The 661-nt window shown below is 66.0% G+C and carries 1 pseudogene; it reads right to left on the minus strand.

The features are described from left to right. A pseudogene (locus LUZ64_RS36800) lies at nt 1-286 on the minus strand (IS630 family transposase); the annotation flags it as partial. Nucleotides 287-661 lie beyond the last annotated feature (375 nt).

Raw genomic sequence — 661 nt, forward strand, 5'->3', positions numbered from 1 at the left:
GCCAGCGGTGAGCCGCCGGCCCCTTGGCCAGTTCGGCTTCGAGCACCGCGACCAGTGCCTCGCTCAGCTTCGGTCGTGCCGCCGATCCCCGACTTCACAGGGCCAGCTCGCCGCCCTCGTGGCAGTTACGGCAGCATCTCTGCACCGAACGCACACTGACCCGCAGTTGCCTCGCCACCTGGGCGTTCTCCTGCCCCGCCACGAACGTCCCGGCCGCTTCCATCCGGATGCGCTCACGAAACGCACTCCGCTCGGCCGTCAAGCCACCACCCTGCGGATACCTCATGCATCATGACGTACTGCGGCAGCCAACAACTGTCAGCCGCCACGACATCACGCCCGCAAGGTCAGTAACAGAGAGCTTCTGTGGGGCCATGCTCCTGTCTGGGGTGGCTCGTTGGAAAGGTCATGGTAAGGGGAAACGTCCGCCGCCGTGGGTGGTGTCGGATGACTTGTGGGTGCGGTTTGAGCCGCTGTTGCCGGTCCGGGAGCGGAGGTCTCGCCATGCTGGGCGTCTGCCTCTGGATGACCGGTGGTGGGGCCTTGACCCCGGAGTTTGAACACGTCTATGCGGCTTGAGTCAGGGTAGTTGCTGCTGGTTGGAAGTCGTTCTCGTAGGCGATCGGGGACCGCTGGCCGAGGCGGGAGTGCCGGCGTCGGG

The organism is Streptomyces albireticuli, assembly GCF_021228125.1.
GTDB classification, from domain to species: domain Bacteria; phylum Actinomycetota; class Actinomycetes; order Streptomycetales; family Streptomycetaceae; genus Streptomyces; species Streptomyces albireticuli.